Raw genomic sequence first — 23,162 nt, 5'->3', positions numbered from 1 at the left:
CAGCCGTGCGCTCAACCCCCTTCGACGGCAAACGCGACGAAGTCGGCCCATGCGGAGGGCCGGAGACGGAGCTGCGGGCCGTGGGGGTTCTTGGAGTCGCGGATGCGGATGGTGTCGGGGGTGGTGGCGACTTCGATGCAGTCGTGGCCGTTGCTGCTGTCGCTGTAGCTGCTCTTCTCCCAGCCGACTTCGAGGCACTCGTTGCCGTTGCCCTGGCCGCTGTAGCTGCTCTTCTGCCAGGCGACTTCGACGCACTCGTTGCTGTTGCCGTTGTCGCTGTAGCTGCTCTTGGTCCACTCCAGCTCGGCAACGCTTCCGGCAGAGGGCTTGAGGGTCATGTCTCTCCCAGCACTTTTTCGATGAAGGCCAGTGACTCCCGGGGTGAGAGAGCCTGGGCCCGGATGACGCCGTAGCGCAGCTCGAGGATTCGGATCTGATTCGGCTGCGAGATCGAGCGGCTGCCGAACTGGCTCGGTGAGTGGCCCACTGCTGTCCCGTCTCCGAATTTCAGCACCTCGATCTCACCTCCCATTCCTGCGTGGTCTTCGCGGTCGGTCGGCATCACCTGGATCTCGACGCTCCGCAACTGACCTACCTCCAACAGACGTTCGAGCTGTCGGCGTAGGATCATTTTGCCTCCGAGGGGGCGGCGAAGCGTCACCTCTTCCTGGACGAATGAGAGGGCTGGAGCGGGGGCGCGGTCGAAAATTGACCCTCGGGTCATGCGGCCGGACACTAAGCGATCTACTTTGTCCTGGGTCCAGGCCGGCCGTCGCATCTCGAACAGCGCCCGCGCGTACTCCTCCGTCTGCAACAGTCCATGCAGATTGTGGCTGCCGTACGCCCCCAGCTCGACCGTCTCGGCCTCCCACCTCGTGAGATCCCTGACCTTCTTCGGGTACCGGGCCAGCTCCACGTCCTTCTTCATCGCGGCGACCTTGCCGCCCGCGCCCAAGACCTCATCGGCCTTGTCCAGGAACTCCGGGCGCGGGATACGGGTGCCGCGCTCGATCTTGTAGATCAGGTTCTCCCCGTAGCCGATGGCTGCCCCGAACTCGGCAGGGCGCAGACCTGCCGCCTCCCGCCACAACTTGAGCTGGCGCCCGACCGTCTCCACGGCCGCCTGGGCATCGTCTTCCGGGTCGAGTTCCCAGCCCCCGTCTTCCGCACCGTCAACATTCATCCGCTTCCACCTCCTGGACAGCGGGGACGCCCCTGGACAAATCCTGGACATCACCATGCGTACTGGCGTCATCACTATTCAGCGTAAGCACGCCCGACCACGCTGAGTGACATGAATCAGGAAATCGCCGAGTACAAGCTCCAGTTCAAGGTCCAGCTCTCCGCCACCCGCCGGGGCGCGCGCCTCGCGCGGCTTCTCGCCACCGAACAACTCCGGTCCTGGGGCCTGCCGTTCGAATCCCCGGCCCTCGTCATCGCCGATCTGGCCGCGAACGCCGCCACGCACGGGCGCTTGCCGGGCCGCGATTTCCGCCTTGCCGTGCTGTCTGACGCGGACACGCTCCGTATCGAGGTGACGGACGCGCGCGGTGACGGGCTCCCGGCCCCACAGGCGGCAGGGCTACGGGAATCGGGTCATGGACTGGTCTTGGTCGAAGCGCTGGCCGACCGCTGGGGTACCTGTCGGGGGCCGTTCCCGTGCAAGACGGTCTGGGCGGAATTCGACCTGCCGATGTGGGGCCGATGAGGCCCGGGGGTGGAGGGGAGACGACTGGCGGCCCGTCAACCGGAGGCCGGGAAACCGGACGCCGGGAAGCCGGGCGTCGGTGCGCCGAGCGCCGGGGCTTCGGCCCGTAAAAGACCCATCACCCCAGGTAGAGAAACCGGTCCAACCCAGCCCGACCCCGCCCGGCCCGCCCCGGTGCACCCCGCCGTCACTCGCTCGGGTGATCCATGACCGGAAGGCTCGCCTCCGCTGCCCTCGTCCATGCACGCTCGGCAACAACAACCCCAAAAACCCGCACACATGCGACGGCCCCCGGCCGGGACTGGCATCCCGATCGAGGGCCTGACCAACGAGGAAGAGAACGCTTCCTGATGGCTGAGCAAAAGCTTAATGCGCCTGCGCGCGCCCAGTACGAGATTCGGCGATCCCCGGCCGGCGTCCGCAAGGTCACCGAGTACCAGGACCCCGGCTACACGATCGTCGGCAACCACCTCACCCAGCACCGCTCCCTGTCCGGCCTCGCGATCGGGCTCGCCGCCCACATCCAGTCGCTGCCCGAGGGCGCGCCGGTCGATATCCGCTCGCTGGCCAAGCGCTTCCCGGAGGGACGGGACCGGATCGCCGCTGCGTTACGGGAGTTGGAGGCGTACGGCTACCTCGAACGGGTCCGGCGGCGCACTGATGACGGGCGAGTGGTCACGGTCACCATCTCGTACAACAACCCGGAGGCGACCCGCGCCCGCCGCGCCCGCGAGGCCGCCGAGCAGGCCAAACGCCGCACCGCCGTCGAACCGCCCCCTCCCGCGCCGGACCCGGCCCCCGTAAGGCAATCCCCGCAGCCGGACCCCGCGCCAAGGCCTTGCCCCGCACCGCAGCCACCGGAGCCCGTGACCCGCGCGCACCACACCCCGGCCGCCGCCCTCCTGGCGAACCTCCGCCGCGACGACCCCCGCCTCCTGCTCTCCGTACGGGACATCCACCGCCTCGCCCCGCCCGTCGCCGCCTGGCTGGAACGCGGCGCCTCCCCGGACGCCGTACGCAGCGCCCTGACCGCGGGCCTCCCACCCACGCTCCGCCACCCGGCGGCCTTGCTCGCCCACCGGCTCACGGAGCTCCTGCCCCCACCCCTCCCGGCGGCCCCCACACCGCCCTGCGCCGCCGCACCCCCGGGCCCACCCCCGGGCCCACCCCCGCTCCAGACCTGCGACGGCTGCGAGCGGGCCTTCCGCGCCACCGCCCCGGGCCTCTGCCGTGACTGCCGCCACCCGGAGCCTCAGAGCAAGGAGCCGCCCAGCATGAAGCTGAGGACTCCGGTGGACACGCCGGCAGAGATGCCGACAGAGATGAGGAGCGAGCGCCATGACGATGGCCCCCGATGACGCGCAGCGGGACGCCCTTCTGTACCAGACCATGCGGGAGTTCGTTCAGTCCATGGACGACACCCTTCCAGGCAAGTTCGAGATCACGAAGGAAGGGATCGTTCACGACAGCAGGGCGCCCGTCGGGCCGCACGAGTTGACCACGCTACGTGTCCGTAAACGCCTTGAAAAGGTGATGCCGGAACTACCGGTGGCCCATACGGGAACTCCCGACGTGGAGAGCCAGGCCGAGGGCATCATGCGTCACCCCGATGTCATGGTGATCGCCGAGGCGGACATGGAGGTCGAGGGGGCCTTCGATCCCCGTACGCTCCTTGCTGCCATCGAAGTCGTTTCCCGTTCCAACCCGGACAACGACTGGGTGAGCAAAATGCGCGACTACCCCCTGCTCGGTATTCCTGTGTACGCGATCTTCGACCCGCGTACGGGCTCGGGCGCGGTGCTCTCCGATATCCATCCGACGCCGAGTGGCCCCCGCTATGCGACCCGTAAGGAATTCGTCTACGGCGAGGACGTCACCATCGGCGAGTGGACCACCACGACGCAGGACCTCCCGCGTTACGCGTAGCTTCGGGAGCCTCACATCCACAGGCGCGTCAGTGCATCAGTGCACCGTCCGGCCGGGGCATGCGGCGAGAGTGTCTGCTGTCTGCTGTCTGCTGTCTGCTGTGGTGCGAGGACAGCTCTGGGGGAGGGCAACGGCGGCTCCGTCCGGGCGCACTGTGCCGCCCGCCGGGCCCACCGGTCCGTTCGCTCCTTCTGATCGTCAAGCGCCCCCGGTCACTCCTTTGTGTGGCCTGGGTCCACGTCACGGCCCTCGGAAATTCCCGGGCGGGCTGCGCTCATGACCCATGCATGTGAACTGCTCTTGTGTCTGAGGGAGTTGGGAAGAGAAGCCTCGTACTGCGTGCGTGCTTCTCGACGCGCTCGCGACTGCGGATACCCGGACATTGAGCTATCAGTCAGCCGAAACACCACGATGGACTGCCGCGTGTGAGTTTCACAGAATCCTCAAAATCAAGACAGCTCAAGATCCGCGCCCTGGGTTCCCGATAGAGATGCGGACTAGTACGTTCGTGGATGACCAAGAACGGGCGCGGTATCTGACCCATACCGCCCTGCGTGAAAAAGTTGAATGGGGAAATTCAATGAAGAGCCTTGCCTCGGGTGCGGTGGCGGGCGGGGCCGGGGCGCTGGTCGTCGGCCGGTACGTCAGCAGGGACGTCGCCTCGGACCTCGCCTCGGACCTCGCGAAGAAGACCGTTGCGGGCGGCGCCACCGCCTGCCTCTCGTCTCTCGCCTGAAGGATTGGGAAATCCTGATGGGCAAGATTGTATTTACTGTTCTCTGGGCCGGCGTGCTCATCGCGGTAAACAGGGTGCTGGATCACGCCATCTGGGCTCAGTATCTGGCGATATTCGCCCTGGGGGGAATATACGCCTTCACTGTCGACAAGGTGCCGGGGCCTCGTGGAAAGAGCAGCCGGGAAAGCTCAAGGGTTTAAGGTTCACGTCCCCCGGCTGACCATCAACCGGCCGACCGCTTCCTCCAGTTCGGTGATGCGGTCGGCAAGATGCTTCTTGTCGGAGCCTTTTGCGTCACGCAGGAGGAGTTCCACCTCGGCGAGCTGGCCGGCGATTTCCGCGAGGCGGGATGCCTCGCCGGCGGCGGGTGCCGCGGGCTGCGGGGGCGGCTCCGGAGGTGCCGGGGCGCCGGGGCCTTCCGGGGGGATGGGAGGGTGCCCGGCCATCCCCGACCTCGCGGGCGAGGGTGCGGGCGGGGGCGCTGCCGCGTCCGTTCCGGCCGTGGTGGCTGCCGCGCCGGCTGCCGTGGTCGTGACCGTGGGGGCGGCCGGGGCCGTGGCCGTCGTGGTCGTGCCGGGCGGTGGGCCCTCACCTCCAGGGTGGTCGTCCGACGTCAGAAGGCGCTTCAACTGGTCGGCCTGGGCGGCGAGTTGGCGGTTCTTGCGGTGGAGGTCGAGGAACACGTTCACCTTGGTGCGCAGCAGCCAGGGGTCGAAGGGTTTGATGAGGAAGTCGGCGGCGCCGACCGTGTAGCCGCGGTAGGCGTAGTTCGGGTCGACCGAGGCGCCGGTGAGGAGAATGATCGGGACGTCCTTGGTCTGGTCCAGGCCCTTGATGTTGGCGGCCGTCTCGAATCCGTTCATGCCCGGCATCAGCACATCGATGAGAACGACCGCGAATTCCTCGCGGAGCATGGCCTTCAGGGCCTCTTCGCCGGATCGCGCACGGACCACCTTCTGGGTGAGCGAGCCCAGTACGGCTTCCAGTGCGACGAGGTTTTCCTCCATGTCGTCGACGATGAGGATGCTCGATGAGGTGTCCGGTGCGGTCGTCATGATTGCTCCCCGGCTGCCATCCCCCGCCCGTCCTGGCCCGTGCCCGCTGCGTCCTGGCCCGTGCCCTCCGGGCTGAGGTTCTCCGGGCCGACGTTCTCCGGGGCGACGTCCTCAGGGCCGACGGCCTCCGGATGCGGGACCGGCTCGCCCTCCGGATGCGGGACCGGCCCGCCCTCCGGATGCGGGACCACATTGCCCTCCTGCGGGTCCAGAAGCCCGCAGATCACGGACAGCAGGCGGTCCACGTCCACCGGCTTGGGGATGTAGTCGTTGGCCCCGCTCTCGATCGCCCTTTCGCGGTCGCCCGGCATGGCCTTCGCGGTGAGCGCGATGACCGGCAGGTCCGCGAATCGAGGCGCTTGTCGGATCGCCTTGATCATCTCGTAACCATCCATTTCGGGCATCATGATGTCCATCAGCACCAGCGAGACGTCCGGTGTCCGGTCCAGGACCTCCAGCCCCTCGCGGCCGTTCTCGGCGTATTTGACGCTGATGCCGACCCGGCCCAGTACGTGCGTGAGCGCGAAGACATTGCGGATGTCGTCGTCGACGATGAGGATGCGGCGGTCGGCCAGTACCTCGCCGGGGCGTCCGCTGAGCCAGTCCCTGAGGCGGGTGGTCTCGGGCCAGGTGACATCGCCGCCGTCGGGGGAGGGGGTATCCGGGTGCGGGGCCTGGTCCTGTTCCCCCTGGGTGGGGAAGACATCACTGACGCCGGCGGAAGGGCTGCTCCGCGAGGTGGTTGCGGCCGGGCCGGGCGGCGTGGCCGTGAGCTGTTCGGCCAGGACGGGGCGGGCGGGGCCGGCCTGTGCGGTGCTGTCCGCGGGGCGGGTGGCGGCGGTGGGGCTCGGGGCGGGGAAGGGGCCCGTGTAGCGGGCGGGCACATACAGGGTGAAGGTCGAGCCGACGCCCGGCTCGCTCTCGGCGATGATCCGGCCGCCGAGCAGCGCGGCCATATCGCGGCTGATGGACAGGCCGAGGCCGGTGCCGCCGTATTTGCGGTTCGTGGTGCCGTCGGACTGCTGGAACGCCTCGAAGATGCCGTCGAGCTTTTCCGGTGAGATGCCGATACCGGTGTCCTTGACGGAGAGGGCGATGACGTCGTCGGCGGTGCGGAGGGATTCCTCCTCGAATTCCGTGCCGGGGACGCGCTGGACGATGAGTTCCACGCTGCCCGAGGAGGTGAACTTCACAGCGTTGGACAGGAGATTGCGCAGGATCTGCTGGAGGCGCTGTTCGTCGGAGAAGAGTTCCTTGGGGACGTTTTCGCCGACCTTGACGTCGAAGGTGAGACCGCGGTCGACGGTGAGCGGCCGGAAGGTGGCGCGGACGTAGTCGAGCAGCTTGATCAGTGGCAGGGCCTTGGGGTGGACGTCCATCCGGCCGGCCTCGATCTTCGACAGATCGAGGATGTCGTTGATGAGCTGGAGGAGGTCGGAGCCCGCGCGGTGGATGGTGACGGCGAACTCCACCTCCTGGCCGGAGAGCCGGCCGTCGGGGTTGTCGGCGAGGAGCCGGGAGAGCACCAGCAGGGAGTTGAGCGGGGTGCGCAGCTCGTGCGACATGTTCGCCAGGAACTCCGACTTGTACTGGGAGGAGGTGGCGAGGAGGGCCGCCTTCTCCTCCAACTCGGCGTTCGTCAGCTGGAGTTCGTCGGAGCGCTGGCGGAGCTCGGCGGTCAGCCGCTGGGACTCCGACAGCAGGGACTCCGTACGGGAGTTGGCGATGATGGTGTTGATCGAGACGCCGATGGTGTTCACGAACTGGTCGATGAAGGCGAGGTGGACCTCGCTGAACCGGCTGAAGGAGGCCAGCTCGATGACGCCGAGCACCTGGTCCTCGAAGAGGATCGGGAGGATGACGATGCTGGCCGGGGCCGCCGCGCCGAGTCCGGAGCTGATGGTGATGTAGTCGGGCGGGACGGCGTCGACGACGATGCGTTTCTTCTCCATGGCGGCCTGGGTGATCAGGCCCCAGCCGGGGGTGCCCAGCCGCAGCCGCGGCAGCGAGCGGCGGCCCTCGGGCTGGCCGGTGCCGTAACCGGCGATCAGCTCCAGGCCCTCGCCCGGTTCGGCGCCCGCCTCGGCCAGGAAGAACGCGCCGAACTGCGCGTTCACCAGCGGGGTCAGCTCGCGCAGGATGAGGTCGGCGACCTCGACCAGGTCGCGGTGGCCCTGCATCAGGCTGGCGATACGGGCCAGGTTGGACTCCAGCCAGTCCTTGGCGCGGGTGGTCTCGCGGAGGTTGGCGACCATCAGGTTGATGTTGTTCTTCAGGGCCGCGACCTCGCCCTGGGCGTCCACGGTGATCGAGCCGGACATATCGCCCTGGGTGACCGCGCTGGCCACCTCGGCGATCGCCCGGACCTGCGTGGTCAGGTTCAGCGCCAGCTCGTTGACGCTGGTGGTCAGCCGCTTCCAGGTGCCGTAGACGCCCTCGACCCGGGCCTGGCCGCCGAGCTGGCCCTCGCTGCCGACCTCGCGGGCCACCCGGGTCACCTCGGACGAGAACGACGACAGGGTGTCGACCATCGTGTTGATCGTCGTCTTCAGCTCCAGGATCTCGCCGCGGGCGTCGACGTCGATCTTCTTGGACAGGTCGCCCTTGGCGACGGCGGTGGCGACCTGGGCGATGTTGCGGACCTGGGAGGTCAGGTTGTCGGCCATGGAGTTGACGTTGTCGGTGAGGTTTTTCCACACGCCGGAGACGCCGTGGACCTGGGCCCGGCCGCCGAGCCGGCCCTCGGTGCCGACCTCGCGGGCCACCCGGGTCACCTCGTCCGCGAACGCCCGCAGCTGCTGGACCATCGTGTTGACCGTGTCCTTCAGCTCCAGGATCTCGCCGCGGGCGTCGACGTCGATCTTCTTGGACAGGTCGCCGTTGGCCACGGCGGTGGTGACCTGGGCGATGTTGCGGACCTGGGAGGTCAGGTTGAGCGCCATGAAGTTGACGTTGTCGGTGAGGTCCTTCCAGACCCCGGAGACGTCCCTGACCTGCGCCTGACCGCCGAGGTTTCCTTCGGTGCCGACCTCGCGGGCGACGCGGGTGACCTCGTCGGCGAAGGCGGAGAGCTGGTCGACCATGGTGTTGATCGTGGTCTTGAGCTCCAGGATCTCGCCCTTGGCCTCGACGGTGATCGTCTTGCCGAGGTCGCCCTCCGCGACGGCGGTGGCGACCAGGGCGATGTTGCGGACCTGGGAGGTCAGGTTGTCCGCCATGAAATTGACGCTCTCCGTGAGGTCCTTCCAGACCCCGGAGACGCCCCTGACCTGCGCCCGGCCGCCCAGCCGCCCTTCGGTGCCGACCTCGCGGGCGACGCGGGTGACCTCGTCGGCGAAGGCGGAGAGCTGGTCGACCATGGTGTTGATCGTCGACTTCAGTTCCAGGATCTCGCCCCGGGCGTCCACGGTGATCTTCTGACTCAGGTCGCCGTTGGCCACGGCCGTCGTGACCTGGGCGATGTTGCGGACCTGCCAGGTCAGGTTGGACGCCATGAAGTTGACGTTGTCGGTGAGGTCTTTCCAGACCCCGGAGACGCCCCTGACCTGCGCCCGGCCGCCGAGCTGGCCCTCGGTGCCGACCTCGCGGGCGACCCGGGTGACCTCGTCGGCGAAGGCCCGCAGCTGGTCGACCATCTTGTTGACGGTGAGCTTCAGCTCCAGCAGCTCGCCGGTCGCCTCGACCGTCACCTGCTGGGTCAGGTCGCCGGTGGCCACCGCGGTGGTGACCACGGCGATGTCCCTGACCTGGGCGGTCAGCCGCGACGCCATGGTGTTGACCGCCTCGGTCACATGGAGCCAGTCGCCGGAGAGCCCCTGGACCTTGGCCCGGCCGCCCAGCCGGCCCTCGGTGCCGACCTCGCGGGCGACCCGGGTGACCTCGCCGGTGAACAGCGACAGCTGGTCGACCATGCGGTTCACCCCGCTGCCCAGCCGGCGCAGATCGCCGCGGAGCGCGCGGTTGCCGTCGTGCAGATCGACCCGCTGGGTCAGGTCGCCGTCTGCCACCGCGTCCAGTACCCGGGTGGCCTTGGCGAGCGGGACCACCAGTGCCTGGAGCACGGTGTTGGCCGCCTCGATGTTCGTCGTCCAGGTCCCCTGGCCGGGGCTGGCGGAGATCCGCTCGTCCAGGCGGCCCTGCCGGATGATCTCGCTGCGGACGCGTTGCAGCTCGGAGGCGAGATGGGCGTTGCGGGCGGCGATCTGGTTGAGGACGCCCGTCATGTCGGCCACCACGCCGTCCGTGGAGGAGCCGTCCTGCGGGATATCCGCGCGGGCGGTGAAATCCCCGTCCCGCAGCGCCATCATCGCCGCGAGGAGAGGCCGTAGCTCACTGGTGCGTACCCACTGCCCGTCGTGCCGGGGAACGGGGGGCTGCGGGGGCTCAGTGGGCTCGGGAGGCTCCGGGGGCGGGGAAGCAGACTCGGGCCGGGCCGGGTCGAGCGCCATGGCACACCATCCCCCCAATGATCGTTGCGGAGAAGCCGGTCGAGCGGGGTGATCCATTTGGGCAGATATGACATAGTATAAAGCGCTTGTAATCAGTTTTTCCCGGCATATTCAGGGGGCACAGTGGTAGCGCTGTCCTCCCCGTACACGACGGAATCCGTGTCCCGGAAAGGGCTGCCCGCGAACCAGCTCGCGGCCGCCGGCGCACGTAAATTCGTGCGCGCGCTGCTCACCGAGCGGGCGACGACCCCGCCCGCCACGGCAGGGACCGGTGCGGCGGCGATCAGCGCCGAGCTCATCCACGATGCCGTCCTGCTCACCAGCGAGCTGGTCACCAATGCCGTGATGTACGCCGGTACCGACATCGATGTGACCTGCCGCCTGGAGCACGACGGGCCGGCGGCCTCCGAGAGCGACGGGGAGCGCCGCCCGGCCAAGGTGGGCGTCGTGGTGGAGGTCTCCGACCGCCATCCCGCCCGGGGCGTACGCGGCGGGGTCGACGCCCGCACCGGAGAGCCGGGATTCGGACTCCAGCTGGTGAGCGCGCTGGCGGAGTCCTGGGGCGTGACCTACCGCCATGCCGTGAAGACCGTCTGGTTCCGCCTGGAGGCCACCGAGGGCGAGCCGCTGCGCGCCCGCGCCGCGCCCGCCGCGCCCCGCCGCGAGTCGCGCGGCCCCGAGCCTCCCGTACGCCTGGGCCACCCCGTGACCCCGCGCGGCCGCCCGCACGGGTTCGCCGCCGAATGGGCCGACCGCGGCGGCCCGTCCTTCCTCGCCGAGACCAGCGAACTGCTGGCCGGGCAGCTCGACCAGGACATGGTCACCGCGCTCGCCGCCCAGCTGCTGGTGCCCCGGCTCGCCGACTGGTGCGCCATCTGGCTCACCACGGACGGCGGCGGGGTGCAGCTGTCGCGGGTCTGGCACGTCGACGAGCGGCGGATCACCCCCCTCCGCGCGGAGCTGGAACGGGACCCGCCGTCCGACATCATCCGCACCGCCGGCAACCCCTGGCCCTGGCCGGAATGCGCCGGTGCCGCCCCCTCGGGCGGGTCCGCGCTCTCCTTCCCCCTGGTCGCCCGCGACACCGATCAGGGCATGCTGCTGCTCGGCCGGGCGGGGCACCTCCAGATGACCGACACCGTGGTGCGGATGGTCGAGGACGTGGCACGCCGGGTCGCCCAGGCCGTCTTCACCGCCCGCCAGTACACCCGGCAGACCACGATCAGCCTGGCGCTCCAGCGCCGGCAGCTGCCCGCCACGCTCGCCAGCATCCCCGGCGTCGACACCGCGATCGTCTATGAGCCGCACGGCGAGGGGCAGACCGTCGGCGGCGACTTCTACGACGTCTTCCCGATGGGTGACCGCCGCTGGTGCTTCCTGCTCGGGGACGTCCAGGGCAAGGACCCCGAAGCGATGTCCGTCACCGGACTCGCCCGCCATCTGGTGCGGCTGCTGGCCCGCGAGGGCCATGGCGTCGAGTCGGTGCTCGGCAGGCTGAATCTGGCCATGGCAGAGGAGAGTGCGGAGGCGGTGGAACTGGGCGGCGAGCAGGCCACCTCCCGCTTCCTGAGTCTGCTGTACGGGGAGCTGGAGGTCGACCAGGGCGTCCCCGGGGCCCGCTGCACGGTCGCCAGCGCCGGCCACCCGCCGCCGCTGCACATGTTCGTCGACGGCGTCGTGGAGCCGGCCTCCGACCCCCAGATGCTGCTCGGCATCGACGAGGGCACCGAATTCCACGCCAGCTCCTTCGCCCTCGCACCGGGCGAGACGCTGCTGTGCGTCACCGACGGCGTCACCGAACGCCGCTGCGGCAACTGGCAGTTGGACGACAACGACGGCCTGATCGAGGTGATGCGCGACGGCATGGGCCTGGGCGCCAAGGCCCTCGCCGAACACGTACGGCGCGCCGCCCACGACTTCGGCACCGGCCCGGTCGAGGACGATCTCTCGGTGCTGGTCCTCCAGGCGGTGACGCCGGCGGCTGAGCGGAGATCTTGAGGGGGCGGGGCGTGAGGGGGAGCCGGGCCGCCGGAGACGGGTGGCCGCTCCGGCCCCGGCGACCCGCCCCCGTCTCCGCGGTCTCAGGCCCTGCTGCCGGCCTGGGTGAACACCGACCTCCCACCCCCGGAGATCACCCCTCCGCCCATACCGGCGACGGGATCGAACTGCCCGCCGAAGAGCGGCCGCCCGAGTGAAGGACCGTCACCTGAAGGCCGCTGCGCCGGTGCGGCCTGCGGCGCCGCCTGAGCGGAACCGCAGGCGAGCGCACCGAAGCCGCCCAGGGCGGCAGCGACGAGGAAACGGCGGAGACGGGCGCGCATGTGATGCTCCTTCAGGGGAGGGAATGGAGTAGCCGACTAACCGAGTGACGGGGTGCCGGGTCACGCCTGCGGGGGCGACCGGGGCACGCCTTCCGGACCGGCCCGGGCCCCTCGGCGGCGCCCGGCCCGTCCTCGTCGGCAGCGCGAGGACCGGCAGGCGCACAACGCAACGAGGGGGCTCGCGGCTCCTCGTCATGCGCCCGGGCGTGCCCCGCTCATGGCCGCATTCCGGCACGAGAGGGTAAGAACACACCTCGGAGGGCGTGACATACCAATCGGTATGCGCTGACAATCTCAGCACCACTACCCGCCCGTAACAAAGCGGAGGCACCCGGTGCTCAGCACGATGCAGGACGTACCGCTCACCGTCTCGCGAATCCTGGCCCATGGGGCGACGGTTCACGGTGAGTCGCAGGTCATCACCTGGACCGAGGGAGATCCGCACCGGCGCACCTTCGCCGAGGTCGGCCGCCGGGCCGCGCAGCTGGCCCATGCGCTGCGCGAGGAGCTGTCGGTCGCCGACGAGGAACGGGTCGGCACCCTGATGTGGAACAACGCGGAGCACCTGGAGGCCTATCTCGCGATCCCCTCCATGGGGGCGGTGCTGCACACGCTCAATCTGCGGCTGCCCGCCGAGCAGCTGGTGTGGATCATCAACCACGCCGAGGACCGGGTCGTGCTCGCCAACGGCAGCCTGCTGCCGCTGCTCGCCCCGTTGCTGCCCCAGCTGCCGAACGTCGAGCACGTCGTCGTCGTCGGCCCCGGCGACCACTCCCTGGTGGCGGGCGGCCCGGCGCGGGTGCACGACTACGAAGAGCTGATCGCCGGGCGGCCGGAGAGCTACGACTGGCCGGAGATCGACGAGCGGGAGGCCGCGGCGCTCTGCTACACCTCGGGGACCACCGGCGACCCCAAGGGCGTGCTCTACAGCCACCGTTCGCTGTATCTGCACTCGATGCAGGTCAACACCGCCGAGGCGTTCGCGCTCAGCTCCCGCGACATCACGCTGCCGGTCGTGCCGATGTTCCACGTCAACGCCTGGGGCCTGCCGCACGCCGCCTTCATGGCCGGTGCCTCGCTGCTGATGCCGGACCGCTTCCTGCAGCCCGCGCCGCTCGCCGAGATGATCGAGACCGTACGGCCCACCATCGGCGCCGCCGTGCCCACCATCTGGCAGGGCCTGCTCGCCGAACTCGACGCCGCGAAACGGGATGTCGCCTGTCTGCAGACCGTCGTCATCGGCGGCTCCGCCTGCCCGCCCGCCCTGATGCGCGGCTTCGAGGAGCGGCACGGCATCCGCGTCGTGCACGCCTGGGGCATGACCGAGACCTCTCCGCTGGGCAGCGTCGCCCACCCGCCGGCCGGAGTCAGCGGCGACGACGAGTGGGCCTACCGCGCCACCCAGGGCCGCTTCCCCGCCTCCGTCGAGGCGCGGCTGATCGGCCCGGGCGGCGAACAGCTGCCCTCCGACGGCAAGGCCGCGGGCGAACTGGAGGTCCGCGGCCCGTGGATCGCCGGTGCCTACTACGGCGGCGCACAGAGCGGACCGCTCCGCCCCGAGGACAAGTTCAGCCCCGACGGCTGGCTGCGCACCGGCGATGTCGGCACCATCACCCCGAACGGCTATCTGACCCTGACCGACCGCGCCAAGGACGTCATCAAGTCCGGCGGCGAATGGATCTCCTCGGTCGAGCTGGAGAACCATCTGATGGCCCATCCGCATGTCGCGGAGGCCGCGGTGGTCGCCGTACCGGACGACAAGTGGGGCGAGCGGCCGCTGGCGACGGTGGTGCTCCACCAGGGCGCGACCATCGGGTACGAGGAGCTGAAGGCGTTCCTCGGTGAGCGCATCGCGCGCTGGCAGCTGCCGGAGCGGTGGGCGGTGATCCCGGCGGTGCCGAAGACGAGCGTGGGGAAGTTCGACAAGAAGGTGCTGCGCCGGCAGTACGCGGAGGGCGAGCTGGAGGTGACGTTGCTGGCGTGAGCCGGCGGCGGCCGGGCGACGGCGGCGGCAGGGGCGTCCGGCCGCCGCCCGCCGCCCACCGCGGTCAGTTCAGCTCAGTACAGCTCAGTACAGGTCAGTTCGTGCCGATCTTGGCGAGCAGGTCGACGATCCGGGCCTGCACCTCGGCGCTCGTGGAGCGCTCCGCGAGGAAGAGCACCGTCTCGCCGGCCGCCAGCCGCGGCAGCTGCGCCGGGTCCATGTCGGCGGAGGTGTAGACGACCAGCGGCGTGTGGTCGAGCAGGCCGTTGGCGCGCAGCCAGTCGACGATCCCGGCCCGACGGCGGCGTACCTGCATCAGGTCCATCACGACCAGATTCGGCCGCATCTGCGTCGCGAGGGTGACCGCGTCGGCGTCGCCGCCGGCCCGTGCGACCTGCATCCCGCGCCGCTCCAGCGAGGTGGTCAGGGCGCCCGCGATGGCGTCGTTCTCCTCGATCAGCAGCACCCGCGGCGGGTGGACCTCACTGTCGCGCGGGGCCAGCGCCTTGAGCAGGACCGCCGGGTCGGCGCCGTACGCGGCCTCCCGGGTGGCCTGCCCCAGACCGGCGGTCACCAGCACCGGGACCTTGGCCGCCCCCGCCGCCTGGCGCAGTGACTGCAGGGCGGTGCGGGTGATCGGCCCGGTCAGCGGGTCGACGAAGAGCGCCGCAGGGTACGCGGCGATCTGGGCGTCCACCTCTTCGCGGGAGTTGACGATGACGGGGCGGTAGCCGCGGTCGCTGAGCGCCTGCTGGGTGGCGACGTCCGGCGCCGGCCAGACCAGCAGCCGGCGCGGGTTGTCCAGCGGCTCCGGCGGCAACTCGTCGTCCATCGGCATGGGCTGACGGTCCATCACCTCTATGGCGCCGTTCGGGCCGTCCAGCGGCTCGGGGCCCTCGCTGCCCTCGTCGGGCGCGGAGATGGCAAAGGCCCGCCCCTCGCCGGCGTCCATCAGATGCGGCTGCGGCTGCGGCGGGGACGGCGGCTGGGCGGGGGCCTGGTTCGGCGCCGGCGGTCCGGGCTGCTGTTGCCGAGGCTGCGGTGCGCCGGGGTGCGGACGTGCCTCGGCCGGCATCGACCCGGCGGCCGCGCCCTCCTGCGGCGGCGCGGCGAGCTTACGGCGGCGGCCCGAACCCGCGGACGTACCGCCGGGTGGTGTGCTGCCGGGCGGTGGGGTGCCCGGGGGCGTGCTGCCGGGGGGCGTGCTGCCCGGGGGCATCTGCGGGCGCTGCTGGTCGGCGATCTGCTGGGTGAACGGCACGCCCTGCCCGAGCGTGCGCACGCTGAACGCCCGCCCGTGGGAGTGCCCCGCGGCGTGCGCGTCGTCCTCGGCGGCGGGCGGCAGCGGCTGACGGTGCGGGGTGGCGGCGGGGCCGCCCTGCGGGGGTACGGGTGCCTGCTCCGCGGCCTCTTCGGCGGGGCTGGGGCGACCGCGCCGACGGCCGGTGGGGGCGGGAGCGCTGGGCGCCTGGGAGTACGGGGGGTTCTGGGGGTTCTGGGGGTCTTGGGTGGTGGCGGGTGCGCGGGGTGGCTGGGGCGCGTTGGGCGCCTGAGGCGCACTCGCGTCCGGGGTCGGCGTCTGGGCCTGGGCCTGGGCCGGTGTCTGGCCCTGGGCGATCCCGGGCGCCGTGCCGGTGGCCGTACCCGTCGCCTCCGACGGCTCGGTGTGCTGCGTCACGAGCCCTTCCGGGCCCGCCACGAACGTGCCGGACGACTCGGAATCGGCCATGGCGGCCGCCGCCCGCTCCTCGGCCGCGGCCCGTCTGGCCCGCCGCCGGCCGGTCGGCTCGCCGTCCCACCCGCCTTGCGCCGCACCGGAGTTGACGGCGGCTTCCAGCTCGTACCCCGGCTCTCCGCCGGGCCTCGCCTGCTCAGGCCCGTTGGCCACCGGCCGGCGCGCCCGACGGCGTCCCGTGCCGGCGCTCTCCTGGGGACCGGCGGCGTCGTGCGGAGCGGCGGCCTCGTGCGGACCGGCCTGTGCGGGCACCTGGTCGGCGGTCGCGGGCAGCGACTGCGGGGTGCGGTCCGCCGCGGCGGGCGGCAGCGCAAAGGCGGTACGCGCGCCGGCCTGCTGCTGCGCCCCGGAGGCGGCGGCCGCCGATGCCCGCTCCCGCTCACCCTGCGCGGACCGTTCGGGCGCCTCGGCCAGCGCCCGGCGCGCCCGCCGACCGCTCGGCTGTACGGGACCGAGGCCCTGCGGCCCGCCCGGAGCCGGGGTCTGACCGGGAACATGCGGCCCACCCGGAGCCGGGGTCTGACCCGGAACCGGTGTCTGACCCGAGGCCGACGCCTGCCCGGGAATCTGTGGACGGCCAGGAAGCGCCCGGGCAGGAACCGGAGCCGATCCCTGCGCGGGAGCCGGAGCCGATCCCTGCGGGGGGACCGGAGCCGGCGCCTGCCCGTTGGCCGAAGGCGTCGCCGCGGGCCCCTGGGGACCGGCCGCCGGCCCGCCCTGCGCGCCCGCCACCGGACCGTGTCCCGGCTGCTGCCCCGATCCTGATGGCCGGCCCGTTCCGGAGGGGAGCGCGGGCAGCCCGCCACCCTCCGTGGCGTCCTGCCGTCCCCGGCGCCGTCCGGTCGGCGGTACGGACTCGGCACCCGTCATGCCCGGCGGCAGCCCCGTACCGTCCGCCGGCCGGCCGCCCTGCGTACCCGGCGCGCCGTCACCGTGCGGCGGATGAGCCCCGCGGCCGCCCTCGGCCGCCCCGGGACCCGTTCCGCCCGTCCCCGTCCCACCGTCGTCCATGGCACCGTGCGCCACACCGGCCCCCGGCACCGCGCCCGCTCCCGTGGCCGGGCCGCCCGGGTGCGTGCCGTGCTCCGTGCCCTGCTCCGCGCCCGAGTGCCGCGCACGGCGACGCCCGGTCGGCTGTGCCCCGCGCGCCTGCTCCGGCACCACTGCGCCGCGCTCCGCGCCACCGCCACTGCCGCCGAGCGGCCCACCGGACCCACCGGAACCGCCGGGACCACCGGAGCCGCCAGGACCGCCGGACCCACCGGGGCGGCCCTCGTCGCCGCCCTCGTGCCCTTCGCCGCCCGGCCCCTGATCGTCATTGCCCGAGCCCTTGCCGGTGCCGTCGCCCGAGCCGTGATCCGCGCCATTGCCCGCGCCATCGCCGGTGTCCGCCGCATTGCCCCGGGTGCCCCGCGCATGGGCAGCCGGTACCGGCATCACCGTCGTCTCATTGCCGGTCGGCCCGTCCGCCCGGTCCGCGCCGCCCGTCGCGCCGTCCACCGTCGTGCCGTCCGCCACCACCGGCAGCTCCAGGACATACGCACTGCCGCCCGCGCCGGGCCCGCCGCCGGGCACCTCGTGCGTCTGCATCAGCCCGCCGTGCTGCCGCACGATCCCGCGGACGATCGGCTCATGGACCGGGTCGCCGCCGTCGAACGGGCCGCGCACCTCGATCCGTACGACGTCACCGCGCTTGGCCGCCGCCACCACGATCGTCGAATCGCCGGGGATCGGCCCCGAACGCCCGCCGACGGCAGCCTCACCGGCCGCCATCCGGCCCGTCGAGTCCACCCCGGCGACATCCGCGATCAGATGGGAGAGCGCCTGGGCGATCCGCTCCGCGTCGACCGTCGCCTCTATCGGCGGCGCATGCACCGCGAACTGCGCCCGGCCGGGACCGATCAGCTCGATCGCGCCCTCCACGCCCGCCGCGACCACACCGTCCAGCGAAACCTTCGTGCGGTTGAGCTTTTCCTTGCCGGAGTCCAGCCGCTGATAGCTCAGGACGTTGTCCACCAGCGTCGTCATCCGGGCGTGGCCGGCCGCGAGGTGGTGCAGGATCTGGTTCGCCTCGGGCCAGAGCTGGCCGGCCGGGTCGGAGGCGAGCGTGCCCAGCTCGCCCTTCAGCTCCTCCAGCGGCCCGCGCAGCGCCTGGTCGAGCACCGCCAGCAGCTGGGTGTGCCGGGCCGCCAGCGAGTCGAACGCACGGCGGTCGGTGAAGGTCATCACCGCGCCGACGAGCTGATCGCCGTCCCGCACCGGCGCCGTCGTCAGATCGACGGGCACCGCCCGCCCGTCCTTCGACCACAGCGCCTGCCCGCGCACCCGGTGCTTGCGCCCGGACTTGAGGGTGTCGGCCAGCGGGGTGTCCTCCCACGGCAGCGCCGAGCCGTCCGCCCGCGAGTGGTGAATCAGCGGGTGCAGCTCCTTGCCGCCCAGCTCGCTCGCCCGGAACCCCAGGATCTGCGCGGCGGACGGATTGACCAGGACGACCTTGCCCTCGGAGTCCACACCGACCACGCCCTCGGCCGCCGCCCGCAGGATCATCTCGGTCTGCCGCTGCTGGCGGGCCAGCTCGGTCTCGGTGTCCAGCGTCCCGGTCAGATCACGGACGACGAGCATCAGCAGCTCATTGCCCGTGTAGCCATTGCGGTGATCGGCGTACGCGGCCTCGAAGGCGGACTCGTACGGGGTGCGCCCGTCCTCCAGGTTGGCGCTGGTCACCTCGACCAGCAGCTCGGTCCCGTCCGTCCGCCGCGCGACCATGCGGGTCGGCTTCGTCCGGCCGCCCTCGGTGTCCTCGTCCCGGCGCCGCATGGAGCCCGGGATGCGCTTGGAGTCGAAGGAGGGCAGCAGATCGAGCAGCCCGCGCCCCACCAGGGCCGTGCCCGGCGCCTCGAAGGTCTCCAGCGCGATGGAGTTGGCGTTGACGACCGTGCCGTTGCAGTTGACGAGCAACAGCGCGTCGGGGAGGGCGTCGAGTATGGCTGCGAGGCGAGCAGCGCCTCGGGATGGCCTGCTGCTCACGACGACGCTTCCTCCCTGTTACCGCACCTTGCCGACCCACCGTGGCGGATCGCTGGAATGGAGTCTACGGGCACTTGCCCCAGGCGCGGAGGCGGATGACGAGGAGGTAATGCCACGGGCTTGTGCGACTCACCGCACGCCCGACATGTGCCCCTCGTCCTGACCTGGCGCGCTACTAGGGCATGAACCGGGTCAGGAACTGGTCGACGGGAGCAGGGGTTCGAACCGGCCCCAGCGGCTGATCTCACACCCATTGGTGCGCCGGAAATCCGCGTTGACGGGACGTCCCGCCCAGGTCCCGGTGACATGCGCGGTGGCCGGGCCGCCGTACATCATCGTGCAGTTCACGCCCTGCGGCACGGGGGCGAACGGGTCTTTGCCCCACTTCGTCATCCCGTCCAGCTTGGCGCAGGCGCCCTGGATCTGACGGTGGTTGCCCCCGCCCGGGTGGCAGTACAGCTCGAAGGTGCCGTTGGTGGCCGCCGAACCGGAGTCGTGGACGGTGACGGTGAGGTGGTCGGCGGGGGTGCGGCGGGAAACCGGTGTGCCGTGGCCGGGGGGCGTGCTGCGGCCGGGGGACGCGTCATGACCGAAGGACGCGTCGTGGCCGAGGGGCGCGTCGTGACCGGCGGGTGTGCGGTGATCGAGGGGCGCGTCGTGACCGGCGGGTGTGCGGTGATCGAGAGGCGCGTCGTCTTCAACGGGTCTGCCGTGATCAACGTGTCTGCCGTGCTCGGTGCGGCCGGGCCGGGCGGCGGCCGTGTGGTGCCCCGCGCCCGTGATGCCGCCCCCGGACCAGTGGTGCCGCAGCGGGATCGGGGCGGCCGACGCGGCGGGCGCCGCCAGGACCAGCGCCGCGCTGACGGAGACGACGGACACGGCGGCGGTGGCGGACACGCGGCCGGCGGCGCCCGCGGTGGCGGTCAGGCGGGTCACGGCCGTGGTGGCGGCGCTGGCGGCCGCGGCGAAGAGGGATGACGTCCGGCGGTGCGGCATCACAGGCTCCAGGGAGGCGAGTGCGGGGCGGTACGCGGTACGTACACGCCGGGGGCGCACGACGACGCGAGCCGCCACGGGCCCCGACACTTCTAACGCGCTGCCGCCCCCGACGTTGCGCTGCAGGAACGTCTTTGCCCACGAGCCCGCGCGCCTAGTACCGTAGGGGGCGATTGGTGACAGCCCTGGGGGCTGTGCCATCATTTGGACACACCACAGCGTGCCTGCACGCGTGGGGTGTGTGGAGGCGTCGCCTAGTCCGGTCTATGGCGCCGCACTGCTAATGCGGTTTGGGGCTTACCCCCCATCGAGGGTTCAAATCCCTCCGCCTCCGCTCTGCTTCGTTCAGGCCCCGGTCCTCACCGACCGGGGCCTGAACGCTTTTCCGCGCTCCCGAAAGGATCTTCTCGCCCGCCGCGAAGCGATTTCTCCCCGCAGGCGCAATCTGCTCCCCGCACCAGCGGAGTGATCTTGCCTTCCCGCGGCTCCTCCACGCGGCACCCGGGTCACCCGCCGGAGCGATCAACGCCACGCCCGTCCGTCTGCTCGTCCGTCTGCCCGTCTGCCCGATTGCCCGATTGCCCGTCCGTCCGCCCGAGAGGCCGCTACGCCTCGCCGTCCACCGCCTGCCCGCCCTCCGCAGCACCCATGGACACGTGCACGGACACCACGACGCATCCACGAACACCTCCACCCTGGAGTCGCACCGGAGCACCGGAGTGCCGGACACCTCCACCGACCCTCCATGGGCAACATCCAGGCCAATCGGACCCCGCCTACTGGGCGCCGGCCACCTGCCCACGCAACCCTGGATCCATGACACCTCAAGACCGCTCACCCTCGTCGGCCACCGGTTCCGCCATCGGGGGCATCCCGCTCCCCGACAGCCGGCTGGCCCGGGAAGCCACCGAGCTGATCCGCGATGTCACCGACGACCTCATCTACCACCACTCCCGCCGCGTCTACCTCTTCGGCGCCCATCACGGCCGCCGGCACGGCCTGGCCTTCGACCCGGAGCTGCTGTACGTAGGGGCGCTCTTCCACGACCTCGGCCTCACCGAGAAGTTCCGCACCTCCCAGCAGCGCTTCGAGCTCGACGGCGCCGACGAGGCCCGCGCCTTCCTGACCGCCCGCGGTATCCCCGCGGACCGCGCCCGCCTGGTCTGGGAGGGCATCGCCCTGCACACCACGCCGGAAATTCCGCACCACATGGCCCCGGAAGTGGCGCTCGTCACGGCCGGCGTCGAACTCGACGTCCTCGGCATCGGCTACGACACCCTTCCCCCGGAAGCCCGCGAGGCCGTCGTCGCCGCCCACCCGCGCCCCGACTTCAAGCGCCGCATCCTCCACGCCTTCCACGCCGGCCTGGCCCACCGCCCCCAGACCACCTTCGGCAATGTGAAGGCCGACGTCCTGGACCGCTTCGAAGAGGGCTACACCCGCCCGAACTTCGTCCGGATCATCGAGGACTCCCCCTGGCCCGAATAGCCCCCCGAGCCTCCCCAGAGGCACGTTTCCGCAGGTCAGAGGTGCTGCGAGCAATGGATTTCGCCTCACGGCGCAGGTCATGTAATGTTGTTCCCGCAACGCCGACCGGCAAGAAAAACCGCCGGAAAGCCAAGCGCTCGTAGCTTAACGGATAGAGCATCTGACTACGGATCAGAAGGTTGCAGGTTCGAATCCTGCCGAGCGCACAGCAGGCCAGAGGCCCCGTTCGATATCGAACGGGGCCTCTGGTGTTTCTCTTGACGGCAGTGATTGACGGCAACCGTCTCAGGCGGTCGGTGTGAGGCCGATCAGGTGGCCACCGGGACACCGGCCGTGCCGTCGTCATCGTCCGGCGAGTTGCCGTCACCCCTCAGCGCGTCCCCCACGCGGTCGAAGGCGGAGCGCTGGGAGTCGAGCCGTACGAAGGTGTAGATGTCCATGGTCACGCGGATGGAGCTGTGACCCAGGACTTCCATGATCATGCGGGCATCGGCCCCCTGCTCGTGGAGCAGAGACGCGCACGTGTGACGCAGGTCGTGAAAGCGCACCCGGCGGACCTCTGCACGGGCGCACAGAACTTCGAAGGACCGGTTCAGGTTGCGCGGCTCGATGGGGGTCCCGTTCTTCGTGGTGAAGACCAGGTCGTGCCCCGCTCCCTTCCAGGTGTCGCCCGCCGCCTTCCTGTCGGCGATCTGCTGGGCGCGCTGGGCACGGAGAGCCGTCACGCACTCAGACGGCAGCGCCACGCGACGGGCCGAGCGCTGCGTCTTCGGTGCGACGATCAGCAGCTCCCCGCCGACCCGCTGAAGTGCCTGCCGGACGGTCACCACACCCTCGTACAGGTCCACGTCCGACCAGCGCAGGCCCAGCACCTCACCGCGTCGCAGGCCGATGCGAACCGCGAGTTCGTACGCGGCCCACAGGCGGTTGTCCCGAGCCGCCGCAAGGAGCCGGCGCCCTTCCCCAGTCGACAGCGGTTCGATCTCGCGCCTCGTACCCATGCCCAGCTTGACGTTCCGGGCTACGTTGCGCGGCAGCTCGTCCTCACGCACCGCGTGCTGGAGGGCGGCGCGCAGGATTACCAACAGGAAGCGCACGGTCCGGTCAGACGGGAGCTTCTTGCAGCACTTCCCGAGGGCGCAGCAGCGCTGCTTGTGCTTCGGACGGCTCTTGTCCTTGCCCTGCACGCAGCACTGGCAGGTGGCGGCCGTCTTGGTGAGGAAGGCGCGGATGTCGCGGGCGGTGAGCCGGGCCAGCTTCTTCCTGCCGAAGTCCGCGGTGACGTAGTTGCGGACCAGCGACTCGTAGTTGACGTAAGTCGTCCTGCGGACCTTGCCCTGGGCGACGTTGGTCAGCCAGTACGTCAGGTACACGCTTAGCGTCATCTTGCTGGTCGCGACCGGGAGACCGTTCAGGGAGTCGGCCTTGAGCCTGGTCAGCTTCTCGTGCGCGTCGTCCCAGGACTTGCCATAGACGCTGCGCCGCTTGTACGTGCCGTCGCTGGTGAGTACGTACGCGCTGCCCTCCCAGCGGCCGTCCTTGCGCTGGTAGATGGTGCCCTCGTTGTTGGCGTTCTTCTTCGGCTTGGAGGCCATCAGGCAGCTTCCTGTTCTGTGCGGAGGGATATGTAGGCGTCCAGAGCGGCTTCACTGATGCGACGGCACCGGCCGATGGTCAGAGAGTTCAGCTCACGGGAGCGGATGAGGTTGTAGACCGTCCAACGGCTCACGCAGAGTCG

The 23,162-nt window shown here is 70.9% G+C and carries 16 protein-coding genes and 2 tRNA genes; 9 read left to right on the top strand and 9 right to left on the bottom strand.

Translation table 11 applies throughout. The features are described 5' to 3' along the window. Positions 1 to 11: 11 nt before the first annotated feature. Both OHS81_RS16975 and OHS81_RS16970 read right to left on the bottom strand, forming a co-directional pair. Complete coding sequence (locus OHS81_RS16975; RefSeq protein WP_328385590.1) at positions 12 to 338, bottom strand: DUF397 domain-containing protein; 327 nt, start codon at positions 336 to 338, stop codon at positions 12 to 14. After that, entirely contained in the window at positions 335 to 1,183 is an 849-nt protein-coding gene (locus tag OHS81_RS16970; RefSeq protein WP_328385589.1) for a helix-turn-helix domain-containing protein, read from the bottom strand. The genes OHS81_RS16975 and OHS81_RS16970 overlap by 4 nt, the downstream gene beginning before the upstream one ends. A 111-nt stretch (positions 1,184 to 1,294) precedes the next feature. Here OHS81_RS16970 and OHS81_RS16965 point away from each other — a divergent pair, with 111 nt between their 5' ends. From OHS81_RS16965 to OHS81_RS16950, 4 genes are all read left to right on the top strand, one after another. Continuing rightward, entirely contained in the window at positions 1,295 to 1,708 is a 414-nt protein-coding gene (locus tag OHS81_RS16965) for an ATP-binding protein (protein WP_328385588.1), read from the top strand. A 350-nt stretch (positions 1,709 to 2,058) separates the two neighbouring features. Then, positions 2,059 to 3,066, top strand: coding sequence for a helix-turn-helix domain-containing protein (locus tag OHS81_RS16960; RefSeq protein ID WP_328385587.1), 1,008 nt, complete (start codon positions 2,059 to 2,061; stop codon positions 3,064 to 3,066). Continuing rightward, complete coding sequence (locus OHS81_RS16955) at positions 3,047 to 3,634, top strand: Uma2 family endonuclease (protein WP_328385586.1); 588 nt, start codon at positions 3,047 to 3,049, stop codon at positions 3,632 to 3,634. Before OHS81_RS16960 ends, OHS81_RS16955 begins: the two co-directional genes overlap by 20 nt. Positions 3,635 to 4,214: 580 nt before the next feature. Continuing rightward, positions 4,215 to 4,370: a hypothetical protein gene (locus tag OHS81_RS16950; protein ID WP_328385585.1), complete on the top strand. Its 156-nt coding sequence runs from the start codon at positions 4,215 to 4,217 to the stop codon at positions 4,368 to 4,370. Positions 4,371 to 4,573: 203 nt separating this feature from the next. On the opposite strand, the gene OHS81_RS16945 is transcribed toward OHS81_RS16950, so the two are convergent. Both OHS81_RS16945 and OHS81_RS16940 read right to left on the bottom strand, forming a co-directional pair. After that, the gene (locus OHS81_RS16945; protein ID WP_328385584.1) at positions 4,574 to 5,425 is read right to left on the bottom strand and encodes a response regulator; all 852 of its coding nucleotides are present in this window, start codon (positions 5,423 to 5,425) and stop codon (positions 4,574 to 4,576) included. Continuing rightward, the gene (locus OHS81_RS16940) at positions 5,422 to 9,732 is read right to left on the bottom strand and encodes a HAMP domain-containing protein (RefSeq protein WP_328391214.1); all 4,311 of its coding nucleotides are present in this window, start codon (positions 9,730 to 9,732) and stop codon (positions 5,422 to 5,424) included. The genes OHS81_RS16945 and OHS81_RS16940 overlap by 4 nt, the downstream gene beginning before the upstream one ends. A 300-nt stretch (positions 9,733 to 10,032) precedes the next feature. Between OHS81_RS16940 and OHS81_RS16935 the strand changes: the two genes are divergently transcribed. After that, positions 10,033 to 11,871: a SpoIIE family protein phosphatase gene (locus tag OHS81_RS16935; protein ID WP_328385583.1), complete on the top strand. Its 1,839-nt coding sequence runs from the start codon at positions 10,033 to 10,035 to the stop codon at positions 11,869 to 11,871. Positions 11,872 to 11,954: 83 nt separating this feature from the next. Here the strand turns inward: OHS81_RS16935 and OHS81_RS16930 are convergent, their stop codons facing one another. After that, entirely contained in the window at positions 11,955 to 12,194 is a 240-nt protein-coding gene (locus OHS81_RS16930) for a hypothetical protein (protein WP_328385582.1), read from the bottom strand. A 334-nt stretch (positions 12,195 to 12,528) separates the two neighbouring features. On the opposite strand from OHS81_RS16930, the gene OHS81_RS16925 reads away from it, so the two are divergent. Continuing rightward, positions 12,529 to 14,178, top strand: coding sequence for a long-chain fatty acid--CoA ligase (locus OHS81_RS16925; protein WP_328385581.1), 1,650 nt, complete (start codon positions 12,529 to 12,531; stop codon positions 14,176 to 14,178). A gap of 94 nt (positions 14,179 to 14,272) precedes the next feature. Here the strand turns inward: OHS81_RS16925 and OHS81_RS16920 are convergent, their stop codons facing one another. Further along, positions 14,273 to 18,940, bottom strand: a complete 4,668-nt coding sequence (locus tag OHS81_RS16920) for a PAS domain-containing protein (RefSeq protein ID WP_328385580.1) — start codon at positions 18,938 to 18,940, stop codon at positions 14,273 to 14,275. A 192-nt stretch (positions 18,941 to 19,132) separates the two neighbouring features. Then, the gene (locus OHS81_RS37445; RefSeq protein ID WP_443058715.1) at positions 19,133 to 19,936 is read right to left on the bottom strand and encodes an SSI family serine proteinase inhibitor; all 804 of its coding nucleotides are present in this window, start codon (positions 19,934 to 19,936) and stop codon (positions 19,133 to 19,135) included. A gap of 243 nt (positions 19,937 to 20,179) precedes the next feature. On the opposite strand from OHS81_RS37445, the gene OHS81_RS16910 reads away from it, so the two are divergent. The 3 genes from OHS81_RS16910 to OHS81_RS16900 all read left to right on the top strand — a co-directional run bounded on the left by OHS81_RS16910 (position 20,180) and on the right by OHS81_RS16900 (position 21,630). Continuing rightward, positions 20,180 to 20,270 (top strand) — tRNA-Ser (locus OHS81_RS16910). A 482-nt stretch (positions 20,271 to 20,752) separates the two neighbouring features. Next, on the top strand, positions 20,753 to 21,424 hold the full coding sequence (locus OHS81_RS16905) for an HD domain-containing protein (RefSeq protein WP_328385579.1): 672 nt from the start codon (positions 20,753 to 20,755) through the stop codon (positions 21,422 to 21,424). Between the two features lie 133 nt (positions 21,425 to 21,557). Next, a tRNA-Arg gene (locus OHS81_RS16900) sits at positions 21,558 to 21,630 on the top strand. Between the two features lie 102 nt (positions 21,631 to 21,732). Here the strand turns inward: OHS81_RS16900 and OHS81_RS16895 are convergent. Next, on the bottom strand, positions 21,733 to 23,019 hold the full coding sequence (locus OHS81_RS16895) for a site-specific integrase (protein WP_328385578.1): 1,287 nt from the start codon (positions 23,017 to 23,019) through the stop codon (positions 21,733 to 21,735). After that, positions 23,019 to 23,153, bottom strand: coding sequence for a helix-turn-helix domain-containing protein (locus tag OHS81_RS16890; RefSeq protein WP_323139209.1), 135 nt, complete (start codon positions 23,151 to 23,153; stop codon positions 23,019 to 23,021). The genes OHS81_RS16895 and OHS81_RS16890 overlap by 1 nt, the downstream gene beginning before the upstream one ends. Between the last annotated feature and the right edge of the window lie 9 nt (positions 23,154 to 23,162).

Origin of the sequence: Streptomyces sp. NBC_00400 (assembly GCF_036048035.1) — a bacterium.
Lineage (GTDB): Bacteria > Actinomycetota > Actinomycetes > Streptomycetales > Streptomycetaceae > Streptomyces.
Note: the sequence above shows the minus strand (reverse complement) of the source record. Positions and strands in the feature narration are given on the sequence as shown.